The sequence below is a fragment of the Methylobacterium sp. WL6 genome, assembly GCF_008040095.1.
Classification (GTDB): domain Bacteria; phylum Pseudomonadota; class Alphaproteobacteria; order Rhizobiales; family Beijerinckiaceae; genus Methylobacterium.
Genome location: NZ_VRVH01000353.1, coordinates 1 through 4,293, shown reverse-complemented (window position 1 = coordinate 4,293; position 4,293 = coordinate 1). Strand labels below are relative to the sequence as shown.

At 72.5% G+C, this 4,293-nt stretch carries 4 protein-coding genes and 1 pseudogene; 3 read left to right on the top strand and 2 right to left on the bottom strand.

What is annotated here, in order from left to right; all coding sequences use genetic code 11:
• Positions 1–189: pseudogene (locus FV230_RS30005) on the top strand (long-chain fatty acid--CoA ligase); the annotation flags it as partial.
• Between the two features lie 317 nt (positions 190–506).
• Complete coding sequence (locus FV230_RS25335) at positions 507–851, top strand: hypothetical protein (RefSeq protein WP_147844360.1); 345 nt, start codon at positions 507–509, stop codon at positions 849–851.
• A gap of 27 nt (positions 852–878) precedes the next feature.
• On the opposite strand, the gene FV230_RS25330 is transcribed toward FV230_RS25335, so the two are convergent.
• Together FV230_RS25330 and FV230_RS25325 are read right to left on the bottom strand one after the other, a co-directional pair.
• Positions 879–1,175 (bottom strand): succinate dehydrogenase assembly factor 2, encoded by a 297-nt coding sequence (locus tag FV230_RS25330; RefSeq protein WP_147729745.1) that lies wholly within the window; start codon positions 1,173–1,175, stop codon positions 879–881.
• Between the two features lie 60 nt (positions 1,176–1,235).
• Positions 1,236–1,586, bottom strand: coding sequence for a 4-fold beta flower protein (locus FV230_RS25325; protein WP_147729744.1), 351 nt, complete (start codon positions 1,584–1,586; stop codon positions 1,236–1,238).
• Between the two features lie 231 nt (positions 1,587–1,817).
• Here FV230_RS25325 and recG point away from each other — a divergent pair, with 231 nt between their 5' ends.
• On the top strand, positions 1,818–3,974 hold the full coding sequence (recG, locus tag FV230_RS25320) for an ATP-dependent DNA helicase RecG (RefSeq protein WP_147844359.1): 2,157 nt from the start codon (positions 1,818–1,820) through the stop codon (positions 3,972–3,974).
• Positions 3,975–4,293: the final 319 nt, after the last annotated feature.

Sequence of the window (4,293 nt, the reverse complement as noted above, 5' to 3'; positions counted from 1 at the left end):
TCCCAGCCCCCCCCCCAGTTAGACCAGCGCCGCGAGCCCGACGGCCGCCTCGCCTTCCGCGGCCAGGCCTGCGCGACGGCCCTGGTGCAACGCGGCGAGGCCGGCGCGTCCGAAGCCGATGAGTTTCGCGCCTCGCGCTTCCGCGTCGATCGCTTTGCCGGAACCGGGATCGCCGTGACCGAGGCCTGAGCGGCCGCTCGGGCCGCCCCGCGCCGCACCATCCGGCGCGGCGGTGCCGCGTGCCCGCCCGGCGCATCCCTCGACCGCGCATCATCGCCCGTGAAACGAAGCCGTTCCGAAAGCTCAGCGTCGCCAGGGTCTTGGCCGATCGTGCCCGCGCCTGTGCCCGGTACGATCGATGGCGCCGGCCGCGCGGTTCATCGGACGCTCATCGAAAGGGTTTATTTTCGCATCTGCAAAGGGCGCCGGCGAACCAAACCGTTGGCGGAGGGTTTAAAGCTCAGCTCTCTTCCCAAGTGGCCTGCGATGGGGTAGCTCTCGATCTTATGGGTGCGCTGCAACAAGTGCTCGTCGTCGACGATGGTGTCCGTGCCATCGATCACTCCCTGGCCGGAGAATTGGCCGAGCTCGGCTATGCCAGCGTCACCGTCTCCCTCGAGGCGGCGGCGGACGTGCTGGCGGTGATCGCCCGGCCTGCCGCCATCCTGCTCCAGACCTCGTCGCGCCGCGATTCGAGCTATGCCCGCCTCGCAGCCCGGCTTCGTGCGCAGGTCCGCGACAAGGGCATCCCGGTCCTGGTGATCGACGGCGCGAAGGGGCGCCGCGCGGGCGCGCCGATCGACCTGATGAGCCGCATCGGCCCCTACGTCGTCAACGAACCCGACCTCTAGGCATCGCCCGGCCCGGGCGCCGATCCGCTACGAATGGATCGGCGCGTCGTGCTTGTGGAACGCCTTGAGACGGCGGAACAGCGCCGTGTCGTAGTTTCCCGGCACCTGTTCCTCCCCGACGAGCCAGCGGAACAGGTCGCGGTCCGGCACCTCGATCAGGCCCTCGAACAGGTCGAGATCCGCATCGCTCATGCTGCCGATCTCGGCGTCGGCGAAGCGCCCCATGATCAGGTCCATCTCGCGGATGCCCCGGTGCCAGGCGCGGAACAGCGTGCGGCGGCGGCGGGGATCGAGATCCGCGCTGGTGCGGGTGGTGCCGGACATCGTGAGGGCCTTCGGATCGCTGGAGACAACCCGTGATCCGAGGATCACGGGACGAAAGGCTCAGACCAGTCCCGCGAAGGCGGTCTCGGACCACGCCGCGGACGGCCCGGGCGGGGCCGGGACGGGATCGCGCGGGCCGACCGGCGGCTTGTGCCCGCGCTGGCCCTTGGCGACCCGGGTGCCGCGGTCCGGCTTGGCCGGGCCGCCGACCGCATCGAACTCGAACAGCAGCCGGTTCCCGCGCGCGTCGCTGATCCATCCGTCGGAGAACCAGCCGACGAAGCGGCCCGAATAGGCGAAGACCTTGTCGTCGTCGATGATCGCCGCGGGCCGCCCATCCCAGTGGTAGACCGCCCGGCCGTCGTCGCAGAAGGCGGATGGACGTCCCTCCCGGTCGAAAAACTCGATCATCGCCTTGGCTCCCGCCGCCGGCCGCGCCGAGCGCCGCCACCGTCCGTATCTAAGCCATCGCGGCCGACCTGCCAGCCGGCCGCATCCGGGCGCCGGGCACAGGATCCTCCGATCCGCCGATCACGGGAGGGCGACGCGGCGCGCCAGCGTCGAGCGGCCGCGCGCGACGGGGCGGGATGCACGGGCTATTAGGGCCCGCCGGGCAGGATGGGCCGAACGAGCGGATTGGCGATGCGCGACGAGACGGCCCCTGCGCTCCTGCGCCCCAGCATCCTCGATCCGCTGTTCGCGCCCGCGCGCGGGCTGCCGGGCGTCGGCGCGAAGATGGCGCCCATGATCGAGCGGCTGCTCGGCACGCCCGAGCGGCCGGCCCGCATCGTCGACCTGCTGTTCCACCTGCCGCAGGGCGGCATCGCGCAGAAGCTCGTCGGCTCGGTCGGCGAGGCCCCTGTGGGCGAGCCGGTCACCGTCGGCGTCACCGTCTCGCATCACCGGCCGGCCGGGACCGGGCCGGGCAGGCGCCCGCACCGGGTGCTGGTCGAGGACGAGACCGGCGACATCACCCTGGTGTTCTTCGGGATGCCGGCGGCGCGGGTCGAGAAGATGCTGCCGCTGGGCAGCCACCGCTACGTCACCGGCCGCATCGACCTCTGGGACGGCAGCCGCCAGATGGTGCATCCCTCCCGCATCGTCGACGCGGAAGGCCTGGCCGCCCTGCCCTCCGTCGAGCCGGTCTACGGCGCCACGGAAGGCCTGACCTCGCGGGCGATCGGCAAGCTCGCGGTGGCCGCGCTGGAGCGGCTGCCGGTGCTGCCGGAGTGGCAGGACCCGGCCTGGCTGCGGCAGAACCGGCTGCCGCCCTTCGCCGACGCGCTGCGCGCCGAGCACCGGCCCGAGGAGGCGCCCAAGCCCCCGACGCTGGGCCCCAACGGCGTCGCGGTCCCGCCGCCCGCGACGCCGTCGCGAAAACGGCTGGCCTACGACGAGCTTCTGGCCTCGCAGCTGGCTTTGGCGCTGATGCGGGCGCGCAGCCGCCGCAAGCCCGGACGGGTCAACGCCGGCGACGGCCGCCTCTCCGCCCGGATCGAGGCGGGGCTGCCCTTCGCGCTGACCGGCGCGCAGACGCGCGCCGTCGCCGAGATCCGCGGCGATCTGGCCTCCGACAAGCGGATGCTGCGCCTGCTCCAGGGCGATGTCGGGTCGGGCAAGACCGCCGTGGCGCTCCTCGCCATGGCCTCGGCCTGCGAGGCCGGCCGGCAGGCGGCGCTGATGGCCCCGACCGAGATCCTGGCACGCCAGCACTTCGAGCGCCTGAAGCCGCTGGCCGGCGCCCTGCGCCTGCGCCTGATGACCGGCCGGGACCGCGCCGCCGAGCGCCGGGCGACGCTGGCCGACCTCGCCGCCGGCGAGATCGACATCCTGGTCGGCACCCACGCCCTGTTCCAGGACAGCGTGGTGTTCGCCGATCTCGGGCTGGCGGTGGTCGACGAGCAGCACCGGTTCGGCGTCCACCAGCGCCTCGCGCTCGGCGCCAAGGGCGCGGCGGTCGACATTCTCGTCATGACCGCGACCCCGATCCCGCGGACGCTGGCGCTGACCTGCTTCGGCGACATGGACGTCTCGGTCCTCGACGAGAAGCCGGCCGGACGGCAGCCGATCCGGACGATCACCATCCCGACCGAGCGCATCGACGAGGTCGTGGCCGGCCTCCACCGCGCGCTCCAGGGCGGCGAGCGCGTCTACTGGATCTGCCCGCTGGTGGCCGAATCGGAGTTCGTCGACCTCGCCGCGGCGGAGGAGCGCTTCGAGGACCTGAAGCAGCATTTCGGGGCCGAGGTCGGGCTGATCCACGGCAAGATGCCCGGCGCCGACAAGGATGCGGCGATGGCTCGCTTCGCTGCGGGCGAGACCCGGGTCCTGGTCTCGACCACCGTGGTCGAGGTCGGGGTCGACGTGCCGGAGGCGACGATCATGGTGATCGAGCATGCCGAGCGCTTCGGGCTGGCCCAGCTCCACCAGCTGCGCGGCCGGGTCGGGCGCGGCGCGAAGGCCTCGTCCTGCCTGCTGCTCTATCGCGGGCCGCTCGGCCAGGTGTCGAAGGCCCGCCTCGAGATGATGCGCGAGAGCGAGGACGGGTTTCGCATCGCCGAGGCCGATCTGCGGCTGCGCGGCGAGGGCGAGGTGCTCGGCACCCGCCAATCCGGCCTCGCGGCCTTCCGGCTCGCCCGCCTGGAGAGCGACGGCGCCCTGCTGGAGGTCGCCCGCGACGACGCACGGCTGATCGTCGAGCGCGATCCGACCCTGCGGACCGAGCGGGGCCAGGCGCTGCGGGTGCTGCTCTACCTGTTCGAGCGCGACGCCGCGATCCGGCTGCTCGGGGCCGGCTAGAGCATCGTCGAGCGAGGTGGATTCCCGCTGGCGTGACGACGATGCGCCCTCGAGACGAGAGCGAGCCGTGTCCGTGATTGACGGATCACGGACCATGCTCTCGCCGGCGCGGGTTGCCGCAGCATGGGCGACAGGCGCGCGCGATCGCCCTAGATCCGTTTGGGTCGTACCAAGGATTCTCCGCCCGTGCCCCAGCCGCCCCGACAGGACAGGACGTTTGAGGCGGGTTACGAGCTCTCGGACCTGTTCGCGGAACGCACGGTGTCGATCAACACGGCGGCGGCGGGCGGCAACGCCAGCCTGATGGCGCTCGACGCAT